At 42.6% G+C, this 17847-nt stretch carries 19 protein-coding genes; 2 read left to right on the plus strand and 17 right to left on the minus strand.

Features of this window, described 5'->3' with window-relative positions; genetic code table 11:
• The first annotated feature begins 56 nt into the window (after positions 1–56).
• Both C3Y93_RS02785 and C3Y93_RS02790 read left to right on the plus strand, forming a co-directional pair.
• Positions 57–671, plus strand: coding sequence for a LexA family protein (locus C3Y93_RS02785; protein WP_104851998.1), 615 nt, complete (start codon positions 57–59; stop codon positions 669–671).
• 20 nt (positions 672–691) lie between these two features.
• The gene (locus C3Y93_RS02790) at positions 692–1990 is read left to right on the plus strand and encodes a Y-family DNA polymerase (protein WP_104851999.1); all 1299 of its coding nucleotides are present in this window, start codon (positions 692–694) and stop codon (positions 1988–1990) included.
• A gap of 55 nt (positions 1991–2045) precedes the next feature.
• On the opposite strand, the gene C3Y93_RS02795 is transcribed toward C3Y93_RS02790, so the two are convergent.
• The 17 genes from C3Y93_RS02795 to C3Y93_RS14335 form a co-directional block, all read right to left on the minus strand.
• Positions 2046–2630 (minus strand): glycoside hydrolase family 19 protein, encoded by a 585-nt coding sequence (locus C3Y93_RS02795; RefSeq protein WP_104852000.1) that lies wholly within the window; start codon positions 2628–2630, stop codon positions 2046–2048.
• Complete coding sequence (locus C3Y93_RS02800; protein WP_104852001.1) at positions 2611–2898, minus strand: hypothetical protein; 288 nt, start codon at positions 2896–2898, stop codon at positions 2611–2613. Before C3Y93_RS02800 ends, C3Y93_RS02795 begins: the two co-directional genes overlap by 20 nt.
• Positions 2895–3266, minus strand: coding sequence for a hypothetical protein (locus C3Y93_RS02805; protein ID WP_104852002.1), 372 nt, complete (start codon positions 3264–3266; stop codon positions 2895–2897). The genes C3Y93_RS02800 and C3Y93_RS02805 overlap by 4 nt, the downstream gene beginning before the upstream one ends.
• 59 nt (positions 3267–3325) lie before the next feature.
• Positions 3326–3556, minus strand: coding sequence for a hypothetical protein (locus C3Y93_RS02810; RefSeq protein WP_104852003.1), 231 nt, complete (start codon positions 3554–3556; stop codon positions 3326–3328).
• Positions 3549–5519: a hypothetical protein gene (locus C3Y93_RS02815; protein ID WP_228153777.1), complete on the minus strand. Its 1971-nt coding sequence runs from the start codon at positions 5517–5519 to the stop codon at positions 3549–3551. Before C3Y93_RS02815 ends, C3Y93_RS02810 begins: the two co-directional genes overlap by 8 nt.
• Positions 5520–5533: 14 nt before the next feature.
• On the minus strand, positions 5534–5920 hold the full coding sequence (locus C3Y93_RS02820; protein WP_104852005.1) for a hypothetical protein: 387 nt from the start codon (positions 5918–5920) through the stop codon (positions 5534–5536).
• The gene (locus C3Y93_RS14395; protein ID WP_213064881.1) at positions 5917–6213 is read right to left on the minus strand and encodes a carboxypeptidase regulatory-like domain-containing protein; all 297 of its coding nucleotides are present in this window, start codon (positions 6211–6213) and stop codon (positions 5917–5919) included. Before C3Y93_RS14395 ends, C3Y93_RS02820 begins: the two co-directional genes overlap by 4 nt.
• A gap of 2 nt (positions 6214–6215) precedes the next feature.
• Positions 6216–7499, minus strand: coding sequence for a hypothetical protein (locus C3Y93_RS02830; protein WP_104852006.1), 1284 nt, complete (start codon positions 7497–7499; stop codon positions 6216–6218).
• A gap of 53 nt (positions 7500–7552) precedes the next feature.
• Complete coding sequence (locus C3Y93_RS02835; protein ID WP_104852007.1) at positions 7553–9169, minus strand: hypothetical protein; 1617 nt, start codon at positions 9167–9169, stop codon at positions 7553–7555.
• Positions 9170–9180: 11 nt separating this feature from the next.
• On the minus strand, positions 9181–11151 hold the full coding sequence (locus C3Y93_RS02840; RefSeq protein WP_104852008.1) for a hypothetical protein: 1971 nt from the start codon (positions 11149–11151) through the stop codon (positions 9181–9183).
• The gene (locus C3Y93_RS02845) at positions 11151–11552 is read right to left on the minus strand and encodes a hypothetical protein (RefSeq protein ID WP_104852009.1); all 402 of its coding nucleotides are present in this window, start codon (positions 11550–11552) and stop codon (positions 11151–11153) included. Before C3Y93_RS02845 ends, C3Y93_RS02840 begins: the two co-directional genes overlap by 1 nt.
• Entirely contained in the window at positions 11552–14422 is a 2871-nt protein-coding gene (locus C3Y93_RS02850; protein WP_104852010.1) for a tape measure protein, read from the minus strand. Before C3Y93_RS02850 ends, C3Y93_RS02845 begins: the two co-directional genes overlap by 1 nt.
• Positions 14423–14505: 83 nt before the next feature.
• Positions 14506–15114: a hypothetical protein gene (locus tag C3Y93_RS02855; protein WP_228153778.1), complete on the minus strand. Its 609-nt coding sequence runs from the start codon at positions 15112–15114 to the stop codon at positions 14506–14508.
• A gap of 359 nt (positions 15115–15473) precedes the next feature.
• Positions 15474–16043, minus strand: a complete 570-nt coding sequence (locus C3Y93_RS02865) for a hypothetical protein (protein ID WP_104852012.1) — start codon at positions 16041–16043, stop codon at positions 15474–15476.
• A gap of 75 nt (positions 16044–16118) precedes the next feature.
• Complete coding sequence (locus tag C3Y93_RS02870; RefSeq protein WP_104853230.1) at positions 16119–16649, minus strand: antA/AntB antirepressor family protein; 531 nt, start codon at positions 16647–16649, stop codon at positions 16119–16121.
• A 269-nt stretch (positions 16650–16918) separates the two neighbouring features.
• On the minus strand, positions 16919–17677 hold the full coding sequence (locus tag C3Y93_RS02875; protein WP_104852013.1) for a hypothetical protein: 759 nt from the start codon (positions 17675–17677) through the stop codon (positions 16919–16921).
• The gene (locus C3Y93_RS14335; RefSeq protein ID WP_171287378.1) at positions 17677–17841 is read right to left on the minus strand and encodes a hypothetical protein; all 165 of its coding nucleotides are present in this window, start codon (positions 17839–17841) and stop codon (positions 17677–17679) included. Before C3Y93_RS14335 ends, C3Y93_RS02875 begins: the two co-directional genes overlap by 1 nt.
• Positions 17842–17847 lie beyond the last annotated feature (6 nt).

Here is a 17847-nt window from a genome sequence, read left to right on the forward strand (position 1 = left end):
TATAGCTATTCTATATGCGCAAACTTCAAACACGCCATGTAGCGTAGGAGCACATAATGTCAAAAAAACTGCCGATTTATTTCTCGGATGACGCTTGGTCATCACTTCAACAAATTATGGGTCCTGAGGGTAAGCCTAGCCCTACAATCAATGCAATTCTTGAACAAATCACGCTGCTTGATCGTCATGGTTTTACGCAAGTGTCACCACGTACACACGTAAGCATACCAATTGCATCCGAATCCATTCCTGCAGGTTTCCCATCCCCTGCCCAAGACTACATTGATAAAAGCATCGACCTAAACGAGCACCTTATTTCAAATGCTAATGCTACGTTTTTAAATACGATACGTACCACATCAATGGTCAATGCTGGACTTGAATATGGCGATGTAGTCATTGTTGACCGTAGTAAAGAAGCCAAACACCGCAGCATTGTGGTTGCATTAATCGACCAAAAAGACCTGACCATTAAGCGCTTGATGATTACCGCCCAGATGTCAAAAGCTGAGTTGATTGAGCATTTTGGTGAAGACTACGACCCTGCCACTTTGCCTGAGGCATGGCTCAAGGCAGAAAGCCCTGACTATGACAGTATTTACCTGAAAGATGGGCAAACGTTTGAAGTTGTCGCTGTTGTGACTTGGAACTTAAAAAACCTGTCTGTCTAAAACAATAAGAAGAATAAATTATGAATAACGCAAATCGTGTATTTGCGCTCATTGACGTGAATAACTGTTACGTCAGCTGTGAGCGTGTATTCGATCCATCACTAAATAATCAGCCCGTTATTGTTCTATCAAATAATGATGGTTGTGCGGTCGCTCGTAGCCAAGAAGCCAAAGACTTAGGCATCAAAATGGGTGTGCCTGTATTTCAGATCAAAGACATTATTCACCACAATAATGTCCAAGTATTGTCTAGCAACTATGCTTTATATGCTGAAATGTCCCGTCGCTTTCATTCGATACTGTCTGAATTTGTTGGACCTGGTGAACAAGAAATATATTCTATAGACGAAAGCTTTCTTGAGTTGACTGCGTACAGTAATAAGTTTGACCTAAGTGACTATGCGCAGCAGATGCGTGAGCGCATTTGGAAATGGCTAGGATTGCCTGTCTGCGTTGGTATTGGCAGAACAAAGACCGAAGCTAAAATTGCAAACCATATTGCCAAAAAAAATGCCCAGTTCAGAGGTGTATGCGATTTGGTGAGCATGGATCTAATAAATAAGGAACAGATTTTTGGCACAATCGATGTGTCAGAAGTTTGGGGCGTTGGGCGTAAACACGCAAAAAGACTCAATGATATGAATATCAATACAGTACATGACCTTGCGTGCACTGACCCTCGCAACATTAAAAAACTATTTTCAATTGTTATGGCTAGAACAGTGGCAGAGCTGCAAGGCATATCATGCATTGAAATTGAGCATACCCCACCGAGTAAGAAACAGATCGTGGCCAGCCGCTCATTCGGCACAAAAGTAACAGACATAAATGACTTGAGAGAAGCAATTTCGATGTATGCCCAGGATGCATGTTCACGCTTAAGAAAAGAAAATCTGTTGTGTGGATGCATCACAGCTTTTGTACAAACAAATCCCTTTGATACAAATGTGCCATTCTACAGCAACGCACATACCTCAACATTTTCACAGCCCACTGACTGCGTGCTTGATCATGTTGATAGAGCTGTGCGGATGCTAAACATGCTATATAGAAAGGATATGAAATTTAAGAAATGCGGAGTTGTTTTGACGTGCCTTGAGCCGAAGTCATCACATATTTATGACCTGCTCACTGATATGGAAGCGATTCAAAGAAAGGAAAATTTAATGCAGGCGCTGGAAAGCGTTCAGATAAAGTTTGGCAAGAAAAAGATTGCTGCGGGCAGCTGCTTCTTGCCAGACCGCAATTGGTCAATGAGTCGTGATAAACTGAGCAGAAACCCATTTAAATGGGGCGAAATGCTTGAGATAACTAAATGAAAAAACAGCAAACCCCAACACGCCCAGTTGCGTAGGGTTTGCCTATAAGGATTTTTCACACCCAACTTTTTAGTTTTGCTAGATGATTTTTCCGATCTTCAAAGCCGTTATATCCGCCATTGATTCGACGTGTAATCGCTCTTAAATCATCTTGATCTGCTAAAGCATTCAAGCCATTATCAAACCAAAACTTACAAGCGACCAACAAGCCTACACTTGGGATTGCCACAATTTCAGGATTGTTTTCAAAGTCGATGCCAAGCTGTTGACCGTATCTGCGATAATTGGCGCGTCCAGTCAATTGAATTGGTCCTCGCCCTTTATATCGCTTTCCATCCCCTGACTGTGTATTACCTAAATCCTTTCGCCCTTCGTATGCTGCACCAGATGCAATTTCTTCCATGTATCGGAAGTTACCGCTTTCATGTGCCAACTGTGCTAAGAAGTGAATAAAGCGAAGTGAGTTGTCTAGGATGCCATAGGTGCGCATGTGAACATTTGCAGCAAGACCGAGTTCTTCAGCGCGTGACTGACTAGCACCAAGCTTGCGAAACACAGCAGTCAGTGTGCCACGACCAACGATGCCATCGTCATGCACACCGACTGACTTTTGCAGTTTTTTAATCTGAGCTAGATTCATTGTCACCACCATGCAATTCAGGCTGATATTTCAAGCGGGAAAAAACACTTAAAACATTGTTTAGAAAGCCAAGCCATAGCACCCATGAATGCGGTAATAACTCTTTAACTTCCTGCGGTACTGCTGCCCAAAATTGAGGAAAGTTAGAGCCAAACAGCCATAACAATTCAAAAGCCGCATACATTAAGACGTAAAAAAACGCCCACAACGCACCCACTTGCACTGACTTGAGTTTCCAAGCTTGTTTCCAATCATTAATTAATTTCACTTGTTGCCACCCCCGATAATCGCAACGAAAGCAGCTTTCACTTCCGCAATGACTTCTGCAATTGATTTACCCTGCATCAGTGCAATTGATTGATAAACGATACCAATCGTCAGTAATCCAAATACAGCGAAAATCAACATCACAAAGCCTTGCGCCATGTGTGAATACTGGTTTAATTCGTAGTATTCAATGAATGCAGCACCGCCATATAAGCTGACTGATACACTAAATAAGAACTTGCCGATCACGCCTAACGTGACTTGGATTTTTCCGTCTTTATCAATATCCCCGCTTAACACCAAAGCAAGGATTGCCCCCACAACTGCTGGAACTAATTTAATAAACCACGGTAATGCGTTTTCTTGCATTGTCTTTTCTCCAGACATAAAAAAACGCCCTTTCGGACGCTTGCTTCAATTTAAAAAATTCACACTTCGATCTGAACTACATCACCGCTTGCCGCCAAGCGTTTAATCTCCCCATCTGATATAAAAACCGTTGCGCCGACGTTGTAGCGAGTCGTGCTGGTACACATCACTAGCCCAGACCCATCTACAACTAAAACTTTATAATTCGGATGATTTTCATGCGTGATTTGCCCGATAAATTCAGGAGCTTTTGGCAGCAGATCAATCAACCGTTGCAATGCATTACTCACGATTCACGCGCTCCACTTTGACAGTTTGATTCACTTTGGCATGGCTGAATGACACATTGACACTCTCAATGATGCCCCACCATTCAGCGTTAAATGCAAAGATTTCGCCTGGTGCACACTCCCCAACTTCTGTAGAAATTGGCATGGTCAATGTATGTGTTTCAACCATACCTGCTTTAGCAAGTTTGGCTTTACCGAAAGCACCCATGCTGACCACATCAAACAAAGGATTATTTTCAGGTGGCAATAGCACGTCTGCTGCTGTGCCTGTGCGTTTGACTTGCCCTTGCTTGCCCGTTCTATCGTTTGTTAGCGTGATGCCGTTGTAATCAGGATAAAGCTCATAGTCTGTAGACTGACTGGTGACTAATGAATCAGGTATCAGGCGGTCATAATCATCTACTGTGAACGTATCCCAAAATGTCTTTTTATAAAGCGGCTTGATTGAAAGTGTATTGCTACCCTTTTCGCTATACACAAAGCCACCACCACTTTCTGCAATCAGTTTAATGGCTGCGATTGGCGCAAGATTGGAATAACTTAAACTGTTGTTTGCTACGATCCAGCCAAGGTCATCAATCAATTGCCAATTCAGCACTGTATCACTAAAAACACGGTCTAATTCAGCCTGCGCAAGTTGTACCGATGTACGCTCATTCTCTTGTAAAAACGAGCGTAAAGGTGCATACGGTGCATCAAGTAAAGCGGTTTGACTGCGACCTGTAAGCACATAAGTAATATTGCCGAAATTACGTGAACGTGTGCGATTCTCAAGCAGCATGTGATGCTCATGCCCATTGACCGTAATTTTAAGAATTACAGGCTGCCCATTGATTGGCTCTAATTTCGAAATTTCAGTATGCGGCACAGTTAAGCTATACGACCATGCCCAACTACTGCGATCTGAGCGATAGCTTCCGTCATAAACTAGAATTTCTGCATCATTATCAAGCCGTGTCACAGATAAACTATTCAAGATATACCACCAATTTTGATTTGGAATTGTGGGAATACAGTCATCAACACCGAAGTTAAGAATGACGTTATGCGCATCGACTTCATTGCATAGACAGATAAAGTTTAGGTCGCCTGTGCCCACGTATTGTGGCAATTCGGGTTGTGACCATGGCTTTACTGGATGCTTGCGATAGTGAATCGCCTTCGCTTTTTCCCAAGCCAAATCATCAGTCGTGACAAGCTCTAAGCCTTTATCCCATTCAAAAGTAAAATGCTTTTCAAAGACGTGTGCCACTTCATGCGCATAGGTGACATTGCGGCGCTTACGAATCATTTCGTGCCAGTCTGTGATTCGATTGATACGCAGTTTTAGCGTTTCATCAAATAAGTAGCTCTGATGAATGAATCGCTTGTCACCTGATTGCCATACCAAATACGCATCGGTCTGCAGGCCAATAGCTTTCTCATGTTGAATACGGACGGCTTGTGCGAGTGAGTTTGAACGATCAAAACCTGTCATTGCTTGCTGACTCAGCACCAAGCCCTGGTCATAAAAAAGAGCCTCATTTGAGACTCTCAAAATTGGCTTGGCCCATGGTATTGCTGTGACACTTAAGGCAGCGACTGCCTTTTGATAACTAGCATCAAAGGCATAAGACACCCCGACGATGTGATTGATGTCGAATACAGCATCGATTTGAAATTGAAATGCGGTATCTAAAACCGTATCAATCGTGCATAGATTTTCTGCAAATTCCGCAACTATCTCAAAGCTAAAACTGGTGTCTAAGACAGTATCAATCTGCCCGATGACATCGGTATTTTCTTCAAAGACCGCAATGACTTCAAAGCTGAATTCAGTGTCGAGTACCGTGTCTATGACTGCAGTATTTACAGAACTTTCATCACCGAAGTTCAAGACAACATTGTGAGCATCGACATTTTCAAGCGGCTTTGTAAAATTTAGGTCAATTTGATGTGCATCAATCTCATTATTAATTCCCACATGCACACCTCTATTTACGGTCTAAGTTTGATGGACTGGATGAACAGGGTACCGCCCAAAGCCAAATTGGTATTTGCCAGCGATATATCAGTACCCACAGTTAGATCTGCTGCCACTTCGCCTGCACCGTTAAAAATACGTGCCCAAGTGGCTGTGCCAGATTTAATAACCGAGCCTGTATCGGTTGGATGAAACTCAACGTAAGTTGGCGTGACTTCTTTAACGCAGGGTTCGGGAAAAACCAAAGTGACTAAAGCATTGTTAGAATCCGCCGCAACTGATGTATTTGCAGGCTGCACACCCTCATAAAAAATAACGGTAGCACTCTGGCTACCGCTATCCATAAAATTTGCAAAGGCTTGAATCATGGCAAGCCGAGCATTGACTGAGGTTTTACTCATTTTGGCACCACGTTATCTTGAATGACTGCGTTGAATTGATTGGCTGGATCGTGCGCTACTATAAAGCATTTGATTTGCTCGACTTTTGAAAACTCATAGTTACCCTCTATATCTGTTGCAACTTCTGCTAGTTTTTGACCTGTTGATTTTTCATATAACCGAACTCGACACGGTATGGCGACTCCTATTTTTTTAACTTTTCCACGGATGCTTTTTGCCCCAACGCTTGTGAATCTAACTCCTTTTGATATATGTGATTTAACGTCGTAGTCAATATTTAAAAGCACATTCATAGTTAAACCACCTTGAATAACATTTGACCATCAATGGTATGTGATAGCATCGATTTCCCAATATAAACCTCATCACCAAGCTCTATAAGTTCGTATTCGGACAGAGGCTTATTTTGTAAAAGCCATCTAATACCACTAAGTTTACCTCTTACTAACCCAACTGCTGCTGAGAAAGCAGATTTATTCTCTGTTAAAAAAACATCAAATGACTGGATATATCCAAGCACATCTACTGCATTAATATCATTTGATGCTCCTGTTGTTGCTGATGGGGAGCTGCCGATCTGCAAAATACCATTTGATGCAGTCGCAAATAATGCGCTTTGATCGAATTTTCTTAAAAGTATAATGTTTGCATTTCTGCTTGAATTTGACCCGATTCCCGAATTTTCACCGACATAGTAAGATGAGTTAGCTGGAGTATATTTATTTGTAGCAGACAAGAAGGTATTGGTAGAGTCCGAAGGGATGTTGCTAACAAAATTCCCAAAACCATAAATTGGGCCAACATTGCTACTTACCGCAAAAGCTGGAACGACATAAAAATAATCTGAATTGCCAACTAAAAACCATTTTCTTACACCATTCGCAACTAGATCTGCTTCCGTTGCACTCGATGCTGCCGATCTTGCATAAATCCATTTTGACCAACCGTTGTATGCTGTCGCACCGCTTCCTGTACCTACCCAGTTTTTATTAGGCAAAGTAATATCGAAAGGCGCCTGTACCCCAAGCATTGTATTAATATCAGTCATATCTTCTACAATGCCAACCTTTGCAAATTTTGCATAAGTTGCTGTATATGCAGGATCAAGTTCATCTACCACACGTAAAAATGGACGACTTGGCAAGAGTAGATTTAAAGAGCGATATGCCGCTTTACCACCTACGCCGCTTGAATGTGTGCTACTAAAGGGCTTCTCCCAACCTAATGGTGGTAATGAAGCACTAATCGCACCTGTGGCAGTTGGTACGCTAGGCGCAGTTGCTAACTCAAATGTGAGCGAACTTGAGTTTGGAATTGTTAAAATACGATGTTCACCATTAAATTCAGGTTGATTGGCACCTGTAATTTTAATTACTTGGTACTGCATTAAATTATGCGCAGCGCCGAATGTTGCGGTTACTATATTTCCCGATGCTGTAAGTGAGCTGACTACTCCGATTTGAAAGCCATTAATCAAACATGCATCCAACACACTAATCATCGAGCCATAAGCATTTTGCAGTTGTGGTGCATTATTGTTGGTATGCACATAAAACTTAATATCTGTACTTGCGACCATTTTTATTCACTCATAAAAAAGACCGCACAAAGCGGTCATATTTGATTTAAATTTTAAACAACGCGGTCAATGTCGCCACGTAGCATGATCTGGAATTGATCTGACATGACAGTTGGCTCAGATTGCTTCACTGTGCGAATCACCCAAACTGGGAAGTTTGCAGCTACAGTGTTAAAGCGCAGAACGTTACCATTTACCCAACCTGCGCCCCAACCCTCTTTTTTCACTGTGAAATACGGCAAGCTAGTCACAGGATTAATTGGTGCAAAGTCAGCATTTACGCTACCTGTGCCGATCTGACCCGAATATTCACCAACACAGCGGAAGTTTGTTGCATCTGTGAAGATTAAAGCCCAGCGCTCCTGAATTGCGCCCTTATTTGTCACAGCAATTGGGTATAACGCATCGTTATAGTTGGCTGAAATACCGCTACCTGTGGCTTCATCTGCCCAAGTATTGTTCCAGGACTGCTGCACAAATTTACGTGTGTAGCGCGATTGCATATCACCAATCACTAGGGCTGAACCCACAATCGTGTCTGCTGCATCGTAATTGTGTGTTAAAGGCTTGGTAAAGGTTAGCTGCCCACTAATCTGCACATCACGTATTAGACCCATATCTTGATAACGGTATTTAGCAGTAAGTGGTGCAACCAAAGCATTTAGAGAAAAATCACCGTTTAATGTGACTTTGCCGTAGTCATAATCAACGACATACATATCAAACGGCACTTTGGTACCTTGACTGTCCTCTAACTCACACCATGAAATACGTTGGTCGTTTAGGTTGTAAATCTGCCCTGCCACATGGCTTGGCAATTCCTGCGATTTACTTGAGCTGACAATACCAATGTCACCGACTCGGAAAATAGGTACACGCCCATCAAGCGGCAAACGTGTTGCAGACAAGCCCAAAATTTCAGAATCAAGTGGGATATAGGTATAAGCGATTGCGTTATAACGCACCGATGAACCATCAATCCAAACTGGTACATTGATGTAGGTTTTGCCCGCTTCCTCATACTCCATACGCGCGTCATACCAATCTTTGGCGGTAATTTCTGCACGATTGGCTTCGGTAATTTCGGTTTTAGTGTAGAAATAAATATCCACAAAACCTGTATCGTGATTAATCTTGCCATGCGCAAGACTTGTTTCAATCACACCATTTTCGTCAGTAGTCAGCGTTAATTGACCGTGCTTCAACGATGCTACAACCACAGTCAATGACTGCGGACGTATTGGAATTACAGGCGTTCTAAAGCTGATTTGATTCATTGGTGGCAAGTCGGTTGTAGTCGTCAGCGAGCCTAAGCTAACAGTGTTGTCACCGTTTGGCGTCCATGACTCAATTTCAACTTTTCCTGTGCCGTACTGAATAGAACCCGATGCGATGCCGCTATTATTTGATGGATTTACATTGCGATATAAAATCCCATCACGATCTAAGAAAGTATCAGCACCCACTCTAAAACGTGCCGAGCCTGTCAAAATCTGCTCGTCATAACCTGATGACAGATCAAGCCGCAACTTATCCGCCACAGCAATAGTGCTGCTTTGGTTTACGCCTGAACTGTCGCGGTATTTCACATAGATTGTAGTTTCGTTATAAGCCCGAAATGCTTGTGTCGTGCCACTAATTTGGGATGTAACTGGAGAATAAAAAGCCATTTAGATCACCTTTATACAGACGCATAAGTTGCGTTAAATCTCGCTTCATACACATAGCTAAATATTTTGTATGAAGCTGTTGGTGTCACAATGCACTGACCTGTGTTGTAATCAATCGTGCCCTGAATATCGCCTGCATCATTAATTAAATTCCCTATGTTGCTGCCTGTTGGGTCATCTTTAAGATGCACAATCAGCGTATTTAGACCTGATTGATCTGTCACAGGAATATCTAAAGCAACACTACTCGGCTGAATACTTGAACCTGTACCAATGGTAAACGTCAGTTGTTGGTTGGCATCAGGTATCGCTGACTTTGATTGGCTGAGCTGTGGACCATAGTTATAAGTGATGTTGAATTGCGTATTTTTCTGCGGCAATTTGTTTGGGATAATCCGACCTGTGCCTGCAGCGTAATTGACGTATCCAGTGGCATCACCTGTAAACAAACCTTTTGCATTGCTAGATGCGGTTTTAGTTGCACCTTCTAGTACCCAAGTCACAGTAATGCCTGTGGCAATACCTGTTTGCCCAAGATCAAAATCAAAGCCCGCTTTATCTACAGGCAACCCTGCTCGCACAAAAGTTGCAATCGGTGTGCCCCAATTTGCCAAAATTGGCGTATCCACATCAGGCAAAGCGCCTGTGGTTAGCAAGAATGAGCCTGTTTCATAGTTAATCATGCCTGAGCCAAAGGAGCTGTGAACGCCTTTCAACTGCCCTGAGCCATCGTCTTTTAGCTCATAAAACTTGCCTTGCGACATATAAGACAGCGACAAACTACCAGGCGCAGGGATTGGAATTAATACGCCTGTCCAGTTGGTGCTTTGGTTGTTCTGTGTCACAGGGATAGCATAGCTTTGAAAATACTGTCTTGGTGCAGCAGCAGGTTTAAATGTAATGGCTAATGTGGTCGAGCCAGCACCTGCAGCAGAAGTCCATTGAATCAAGCCACGCTGATAATCAATCGTGCCGACTTGTGTGCCTTGACTGTTTTTAAGCAAGCCACCTTGATCGCTAACAGACTGACCAAACAACGTAAATGCAATGCTTGACGGCATGACGCTTGAGCCTAAATACAAGTTTTGACTGACGCCTACAGTAGTTGGGAAATTCGCAGTAATGGTACCGTCGTTACCAGGCACCAAAATAATGCTCTCACCCGCAGCATTCACATCAATAATCGGGGTTTCAGTCTGTGCAGATGGAATCAACTGCGTAAACATGCTAGATGCATTCACAGTGAACTCACCAACTTGCGCATCCGATGCGAGTTTTACCGATGCACAATATTCGCCTGTATCTGCTACCAATGATTCACGAATAATGGTTTTAGACTGTGTGCTGCCAGCGTACCACTGCCGCGCTGTCAATCCGACAAAATCACGCTCTAACGGATCGTTGATGGTGTACGTGGCAATCTTGTATTCCACGTTTTTATTATCAACCACCATGATTGCAATACGTGTCTCAACCTTGGTGATACGCACATATTGCTCAAACTCAAGCGCCTTGCCCTCATCGCTCACTAAAACAATGGTGTCACCCACACTTGACTCGGTTTCTTGTGGAAACATGGCGACTTGCAACTGCTTCATGCCCTGCCAATGTGTATCTAACGGCGTGCCTGCAATCTGCCCACCTTTGGCTAAGTAATTCTCTACTCGGTTTTGGGCACTACGGCGTTCATCTGTCCAGTTTTTTGTACTGAACAGTAAAGCCGATACATTTGGGTCTTGCGGATTTTCAGAGATGAATACCGTTGCCCCCATCAATGCGTCTGTATCTTCAGTGATGACCGCTGGAAAGATTTTACGCATGGATACATCACCCATCGTTCTATCCATCTCCGACACGTCATTGAACAAGTTATTACTTTGACCATCAACGATGACTTTACCTGAATATTTACCGCCACCATCGTCTGTATCAGTTAAGCGCTCCGATTTATAGAGCACCAAGTCTTTTGTTTCTATCGCCATTATTCGCTCCAAAATCTTAGCGTTAAACGCATCATTTCATCTGAACTGGTCGCAGGTGAACCCCACACGCTGACCGCTTCCAGTGCTGTATCTTGATGATTAAAAATCACATCAAATTGCCGTGTGTCATGTGGCCATTCAAATTGCAGTCTGAATTTCTCACTTAAAGCCGACCATTCCTGCAGCTTGCGCACGTCACTTAACTTTGCCCAACCTCGGTTGCTGTCGGGCGTTAAAGTGATGGGTCGAGCGCCAACTTTGATGCCTTCCTGAATAATGGCCGCACCACTAATGGCACGTTCCACTGTTTGCTCTTTAGGCTTCCATTCAAATTCATCAGACCATAAAAAACCGTCTTCTAATGAGACGGTTTCGGATGTTGTTAAGCGTATTAATTTCATTACATCGCCTTTTTCAGCATTTCAAATTCACGCAAGATGCTTTCCATTGTATCGCCATCTTCTTGTGAGCCGAGCATTTCAAAGCGTTTACCGCCTGAAACAAACTCAAAGCGCACGTTTTTGGTTGGTGCATCATTCTGCAGATCGCGGACTTTCGGCTCAGAAATAGAAGGCGCATAATCATTGACCTTTGTGCTGCCTGTACTTCTCACATCAAGATTACGCAGTAATTCATTAATCTTGTTTGTACCGTGCTGTGTCGTTAAGCCTTTCGCTGCAGCGTTATTAAATTCTTGTTCGATGAGTTTATTCATCGCCAAGTTGCCGCCTTTGCCGTATGCAGAAAATTTGGCATCACGATCAGTTTCCATTGCTTGTGACCAGATCGACCCTGCCAATTTCTTAGCCTGATCTTCACTGTATCCCATGCTTTTAATCTGAGAAATCACATCGTTCTTGCTCATGGATTGATAGCCTGAGATAGCCGCGCTCAAACCTTTGGACTGGCGCTTCATTTCAGCGTCCCATTTCTGAGCCGCTTCCTGAGATGCCTTATTCCATGCGATTTGTGCTGCATTGGCTTCTTCACGTGCAATCTGCCCCGCTTCACGATAACCATCGCCAATACTGCGTGCTGATTCACGTACACGGTGGTTGGCTTCGGTCAAGTCATCCATAGCTTTAACAGAGGCTTTGCCTGTTTCGTCTATTTCGACGCGTAGACCTAGTGATGCTGCTTTTGCTTGTGTTGCAGCGATAACAGCTTGATCACCCGATGCAGCTGCAGCCTGCATAGCTCGATCGTATGCTTGCTTAATTCCCTCGGCGGTTGCCTGACCAGAGGCTTGTATCGTATTGAAATCTGCTAAGGCTGATTGTGCAGCAAGTTTTAACTGCTCTTTGGTTTTAATGCCCAATCGCTCAAAAGCTTGCTCAACAGGATCTAAGTCTGCAGGTAATCCCTGTACGACGCTTCGCACAGCAAGCATACCCATTTCAACTTGCTTCGTTGAAAGTTGCCCTGTTCTACCAAACTCCTGAAGTTTCAACATTGCCATATCGACTTCATTTTGGCTTTTTGCAGTCTCCAACCACTTTAGCCAAGCTTGGTAAATTACTTCACCTGCTGCTTTACCCTTAAAGCCAAGTTCTTCAACACCAGCGGCAAAGTTATCTACATCTTTAGCACCTGTGTTAAAGGCCTCAGTTATTCCATTCTTCAGCTCATATAAATCAAGCTTTAAAGCTTCTGCTGCCTTTCTTGCTTTTACCGATGCATCTGCATTTCTTTCAGCACCTTCAGCAGCCGCATCCCATGCTTCGACACTGACCTTGCCAGCATCATTCATGGTGACGATATAGCCTTTCGTCATCAGATCGGCTTGCATGGTGCCGTCCATGACACCGCCATTGGCTTTAATGGCGGCTTCGGCGTAATCCTGAACGGCTTTTAGCTTTTCTTGCTCGGTTGCTTTCTTGCCATCAGCTTCGGCAGTCTGATCTGCTAAAATTTTCTCAAGCTTGGCTTTAGATGACGCAACCGACTCAGCATCTTTTTCTTTTTGAGTTTTGCTAATATCATTTACAGCTTCAATGCCTTTGGATTTAAATTCCATAGCACCGTTTGAAGCTTTTGTGTAGTACTCCTGAGCCTTAGCTGCAAGTTCTTTATATTCTTTTAATGCCTGATCTTTAGCATCACCAAGTAAAAGCTTAGATTTCCAGTATGTAAATGCAGATGCAACATCATAAATTGCGCCAGTAAGTAGGTTTACACCAATACCAATTGCCGAAAAGCCATCACTAATAAATCCAATAACAACATTCAGCGCTTGTAATAATTTGGTGAGGCCACTCGTTTTATCAGATGCGGTTTCAAGACCGCTATTGAAGTTGAATATTTGAGATAGGGTGGTATTTAAGATGTCAAATGTTGCTTCAAAAGCTACTCCAACTGTAGAGCCAAGCTCCTTGATTGTGTCATAAGCACTTACCAATGCTGTTTTTAAGGCTTCAATTGTTTGCGGATCAATCTTTTTAAGTTGATCACCAACCCAGACAAAACCTTCGCCAATATCATTCAAGACAACATCAAGATCTGCAATATTATCTGCAAGCACCACAAGCCAATCTGCAACGGTTGACGATGCACCATGCGCCTGATCCATTTCACCAATCAGTATTTGCCAAGATGTAGCAATTTTTTGTAAAGCATTGCCAATAGTGGTGGGGAATTGGTCATATTCCGCCTGAATAGCAGCCGATTGTCCCTGCAATGCTTTAATGACTTTCTCTGCAGACAGCTCGCCATTTTCAGCCATTTTTCGGAGTTCGCCAGTCGTAACACCTAGCGAAGCAGCCAATGCCTTAGAAATGCCAGGGGCTTGCTCCATAATTGAGTTAAATTCGTCACCGCGCAATACGCCTGACTGCAATGCTTGCGTAAACTGAGTGATTGCCGCTTCACTGGCTTGAGCAGACCCTCCGCCTGTCTGAATAGCCATATTGATGGTTTTAACTAAATCTAGGCTTTGCTGCTGGGTCATCCCCATCTGCTTACCTACATCATTCACTTTCGTGAATAAACCTGCTGTAGCTTCTAAATTTGAATTGGTAGCCAACGCAACTTGATGCACGCCAGCCATAGCTTGCTCAAAATTTCCATGCTCGGCTGTAGCGATCTTTATGCGTGCTGAGAGATTAGTATATGAGTCTGCGACTTCTGCCAACTCACGTACACCAAGCCCAACACCTAAAGCAGCCATAGCACCAACAAGCGCATTGACCGCAAACTTAGCGCCATCTAAGCCTTTAACAAAATCTTTGTTGTCAGCGCCCAAAATAAGTTTAAAAATTAAATCCCTTGCCATACCGACCTCAAATTTTAAGCATTAAAAAACCCACCGAAGTGGGTTTGTAAACAACAATGTGGCATTCTAGCTACTGCATTTAATCAGCAGTAATCAATTAAGGTGTTCGCATTCTGCTGATAACTCTTACTCAAAGACATAAACCCACTCGATAGAACTTCGTTTTTGTGCATGAAATTCAAAAATCCATCAATCGCAAAATCATAGGATTTCAATAACTCTTTTTTTAATCTATCTTCACAGTACGTCATGGTTTGTTTTTCAGAAAGCTTTCTGCGGATTTCCTGCAGGTCCTTAACTGGCTGAGATAAAGCTATACGGGATGTGGCTCCTGCTACATTTAAAGCATCCACCCATCTTGCAGCTAAGTCTGCGTAAAACTCCCTGTCTTTCTGTGACATTTTTTCTGATTCTACAATTTGTTTTGCATCCAAATAGTCCATTGAATACTTTTCTTGCAGCCCCTTAATCAATAAATCGGTTTCAGCTTTTTTTAATTTAGCCTGCTGCTCTTTAATAATCTCAGCTTTTTCAGCATCAACTTTCTGCTGATGCGCAATTTCAGCCTGTTTTAGACGCTCTGCATCTGCTTTATTACTTTGGTGCATAACATAAAAGGCAAGAGCTATAACAGCTATCGCGGCTAATATACCGTATTTCATTGCCCCACCATACTTCCACAATGCTTGCATTTACGCGCATCAAATCTAATTAATTCCATGCAATCAGGGCAATTTACTTGCTTCACATCAGTAATACTATGCGTAGGCTGTAGAGAGTTTTCTTGTACTAGCTTAGTGCGTTTACCACTAAACGGAACAACTGCTGAGCTAGAGCAATTTTTACAAACCCCTATACCACCACGTCGCCAAACCATATAAATAATGCCTGGTATCATTGCAAAGAACCAAAACAAGACAAAGGAAATTAAGGTGCTTCCCCTTAATTGTGATTGCCCAACACTTCCACAGCTTTTACATTCAACAATCTGCGTACCCATAAAACACCCTCTAAATTTATATATTTTTCAGGCATTTTAACAATTGGTTAATCAATCAACAACCTTTAAATCTTCCATAAGTTTTTTAAATTCACGGTTTTGAGCATGTTGTGCCGAGCGCATTAAATTGACCTGTGACCGCATTTTTCTTAGCTCATTGCGCTGTGCGGCTTTTAAATACTGCAAATATGCACCGTATGACATATTCAAAATATCATCGTGACGATGCCCTGATTCAATCAAATACTGAAACGAATCAAACCAAGTGACTTTTTCATTGCTTTGCTTAGCACCACGCTTCGGCTTTTCAGGCTTGAAATATGCTGTATTCACAGTTAAGACTGCTCGTAGCATATCTAAAAACAAAGCCTGATCTTTTGCTATCTCAAAAATACGATCTGCAGTTAAATTACTGGTCATCACACATGTGTGGATTACTTCAACCGTATGCGCTTTAAATAACTCAATCAAAATTGCATCTGAATAATCTTTGTCCTTTAAATATTCTTTGACCGTTTCAGCATGTTGGCAGAATAAATCAAGTGACTTTACTTGAATCTGCTTCACTTCAATTTCGCCAAGTTGCAATGTGCGGTTAGCTGCTAAGAAAAAATCATTCATGATGGAATCTCAAAAAAGCCACCCGAAGGTGGCGTTAGCTCTCCCTTTCAGATTTAAAATCCAGAAGGGTTTTATTTACTCATCATCTTTAAAATCTAGTGATGGTTGCGCTTCTTTAATTAGTTCATCTAGCTCTTTAAGCATGGCTGGTTTTGTCTGCTTGCCATTTACTGATAAAAACCGCCCCGCTTCCGATAAGCACTGTGTAATCAATTCAACTTGTGCTGAAAGCTTACCAATGCGCACCTGCAAACCATCTTTTAGATGACGTGCCAATTCTTCTTGCTCGATGTAGTATTTTCGGATTTCATGACCTTTCTTATTGCGCTCCATCATCCCAAGGTGTTTGGTCATATCTACTGAGATGATGTATTCGTTTAAGTATTTTGCACCTGACACCTGCTCCTCTTTTTTGAGGACAAGGGTGTAATCAAAATTTTCTTCAAAGCCACATTGCTTAATGCGTCGCTTAATCCAATCCGAAAAGTCCGTCTTAACCTCTAGCATCTTATGCAAATCTCGTGCATTCACACCAAGCTGAACTTTTCCATTTAATTCAACTTCGATAAATGGAGTTTGTTTTTCATGGTTTACCATCATGTTCATAAGATTTCCTCTTATATGCTCATGTTCAAAAAAAAGAAGCTGGCAGGCACGTTGAACATGGAAACGTGCTTTTCGAGCCGTCGCTCTAGCCAGCGGTTTGCCTGAAAACAGGCATAAAAAAACCGCCCTTTCGGACGGTTTAGTTAAGTGGTGGGAGTTAATCTCTTTCGTTTTCATTAATCACTTAATGCAAATGAAAGAAATTTAAAAAAACAGGCACAAAAAAAGACGCTTATGCGTCGTGGAGTTTTCTTGTGCCTGTGTTGGTTTTAAGGTTGAACCGCAGGAATTGTCACGATGTGACCGTACAAACCAAGCGTTGCATCATTTTGTTTTGTGACATCTGATAATGCCTGACCTGAAATAGAGTATTGCCCTAATTCTTCATGAATTAATGGAAATGTGGTTTCAGGCGACTTTTTAGTACGCCATAAGCGAACCGCCATGTGCTCATTGGTAGCCGTGTTAATACCTTTGAAAAACAGCTCGTATTCTGTTTCAAAGTCTGCTGCCAAAGTGGTATGTGTTACTGCGCCAGTGGTGTAACTCGCCAAAAGTGGCATTGTGAGGTCTGAAACATCCTTAAACGTCACTGTGCCAAACTTAGCATCGAGCGTGTAGTTATCAGCTAAAACGGTTTTAGCTGTGCCAGTGGTTGAGTCTTTAAACGTCACGGTAGACAAGTTATAACCATCGAGCTTGATCTCTTGACCCGCCACCACAGTGCCAAGATTTACATCGGTAACTGTTTTAGTAATCACTTCTGTGGTTTCACCTGAAACAATGTATTTCAGGTTTTCTTTATCCACTTTTTCAAGCTGACCTGAGAAGTTGACCGATGTAGTTTGAACCATCGTAAAGTCGGTTGTACGCTTACCTGTCATGGATTCAACATGCTCTAAAACTTCAGCGCCAATCTCCAATTCAAACTCTGGTACGTTGCCCAAATGACGCATTGCACCTGCTACACCATTGGTGATTTTAGATAAATAAAACTCACCTTGTAGCGAAATATATTGAGTGCTCATTATTTAGCATCCCCTGTAATTTTCTTTGTGACTGCTGCGGTTTTCACTTCTTGAATGACACCACCAGCAACTAATTTTTCGATCTGACCTTTATTCAGACCACCGACCAATTCGCCAACCTGAAAGCGACCTACAGGCTTTAAGGCTTTGTATTGCTTCGCCATGAAAGG

Origin of the sequence: Acinetobacter sp. SWBY1, from assembly GCF_002946595.1 — a bacterium.
Lineage (GTDB): Bacteria > Pseudomonadota > Gammaproteobacteria > Pseudomonadales > Moraxellaceae > Acinetobacter > Acinetobacter towneri.